2 protein-coding genes are annotated in these 2096 nt (G+C 72.1%); one reads left to right on the plus strand and one right to left on the minus strand.

Going from position 1 to position 2096, the window contains the following annotated elements; all coding sequences use genetic code 11:
* Window positions 1-1114: molybdopterin oxidoreductase family protein (locus AOK08_RS39500; protein ID WP_157877001.1), on the plus strand; the 1114-nt coding region annotated here is incomplete at its 5' end.
* A 27-nt stretch (window positions 1115-1141) separates the two neighbouring features.
* Here AOK08_RS39500 and AOK08_RS39505 read toward each other — a convergent pair.
* The coding region (locus AOK08_RS39505) for a cytochrome P450 (RefSeq protein ID WP_055535072.1) at window positions 1142-2096 on the minus strand (955 nt) is incomplete at its 5' end.

Consider the following 2096-nt stretch of genomic DNA (forward strand, 5'->3'; position numbering starts at 1 on the left):
GGGCGGGCGGGAACACGGCCAGAAGGCCGACCAGTTGCCCGGCTACCGCAAGCTGACCGACCCGGACGCGCGGCGCCATGTGGCCGGTGTGTGGGGCGTCGACCCGGACTCGCTGCCGGGGCCCGGTCTGAGCGCGTACGAACTCCTCGACTCCCTCGGCACCGGCATCCGCTCGCTGCTGCTGATGGGGTCCAACCCGGTGGTGTCCGCACCCCGGGCCGCACACATCCAACAGCGCCTGGAATCACTGGACTTCCTCGCTGTCGCGGATGTCGTGCTGTCCGAGACGGCCGCGCTCGCCGATGTGGTCCTGCCCGTGACCCAGTGGGCCGAGGAGACCGGCACGACCACCAATCTGGAGGGGCGGGTGCTGCTGCGCAGGCAGGCCGTCACTCCCCCGGCGGGTGTGCGCAGCGATCTGTACGTGCTGCGTCAACTCGCCGCGCGGGCCGGGGTGGAGAAGGGGTTCCCGGTCGACCCCGAGGAGGTCTTCGAGGAGCTGCGCCGGGCCAGCGCGGGCGGGATCGCCGACTACTCGGGGATCACCTACCGTCGGCTCGCGGAGGAGAACGGTGTCTTCTGGCCCTGTCCCGCGCGGGCTCAGGGCGACTCGTCGCAAGAACCTGGTGACCAGTCGCAGGCGGCGCCTCATCCCGGCTCGCCCCGCCTCTTCCTCGACCGGTTCGCGACCGAGGACGGGCGGGCCCGGTTCGCGCCGGTGACGTACCGGCCGATCGCCGAGGAGCCGGACGCCGAGTACCCGGTGCTGCTGACCACCGGGCGGGTCGTCGCCCAGTACCAGTCCGGGGCCCAGACCCGGCGGGTCGACGAGCTGAACGCCGCCGCGCCCGGGCCGTTCGTGGAACTCCACCCACGGCTGGCCGCACGGCTGGGTGCCGGGGAGGGGGACGCCATCGCCGTCGTGTCGCGGCGCGGGCGGGCGGTGGCGCCGGCCCGGATCACCACCGCGATCCGCCCGGACACCGTCTTCATGCCCTTCCACTGGCCGGGCGAGGGCCGGGCCAACACGCTGACCAATCCGGCCCTCGACCCGACCTCACGGATGCCGGAGTTCAAGGCGTGCGCGGTACGGCTGGAGACCGTACGGCCTTGAGGGTCAGGTGAGTTGGCGGTCGTACGGCTACCAGGTGACCGGGAGGGTGCGTACGCCGTGGACGGCGCGCCCCTCGTGGGCGTCCATCTCGGCCGGGGCCGTCAGCCGCAGGCCGGGCAGTCGGCGGAACAGGGTGGGCAGGGCGATCTGGAGTTCGGCGCGGGCGAGGGACTGGCCCAGGCAGTTGTGCAGGCCGTGGCTGAATGTCAGGTGGTGCTGGGTGTCCCTGGTGATGTCGAAGGTGTCCGGGTCGGCGAAGGCGTCGGGATCCCGGTTGGCGGCCTGGAGCGCGACCACGACCCCCTCCCCGGCCCGTACCGTGACGCCGCCGATCTCCACGTCCTGCGTGGCGATGCGCCGCATCCCGATGTGAACGACCGTGAGATAGCGCAGGAGTTCCTCGACCGCTCCCGGCACCAGCTCCGGATCGGCACGAAGCTCCGCCAGTTGGGCGGGGTGGGACAGCAGGGTGACCACGCCCAGGGACAGCATGCTCGCCGTCGTCTCATGGCCCGCGATGAGCAGCATCACGGCAAGTCCAGCCGCCTCGGCGGCGGTTGCCTCACCGGTGGCCACCCGCTCGGACGCGAGCCTGCTCAGCAGGTCGTCCCCGGGGTCGGCGGTCTTGGCGGCCAGCAACTCCGTCAGGTACCCGAACAGCGCGCCCCAGCCCGCCCGCATCGCCTCGGGCCCGTCGGTCACGGTGGCGAACGCGGCGGCGTGGCGATGGATGAACTCCCGGTCCGTGTACGGCACTCCGAGAAGCTCGCAGACGACGAGGAGCGGCAGCGGCAGGGTGAAGTGCTCCACCAGATCGACGCCGGGGCCCTTGGCCACCAGGTCGTCGATGAGCCGGTCGGTCAACTGCTGGATGGACGGGCGCAGTTCCTCGGCGCGGCGAAAGGTGAAGTCGGGGATGAGCATCCGGCGCAACCGGGTGTGGTCGGGTGCGTCCATGGCGAAGAGCTGGCCGGGGGTGGGG

This window comes from Streptomyces graminilatus, from assembly GCF_001418565.1.
Taxonomy (GTDB): Bacteria; Actinomycetota; Actinomycetes; order Streptomycetales; family Streptomycetaceae; genus Streptomyces; species Streptomyces graminilatus.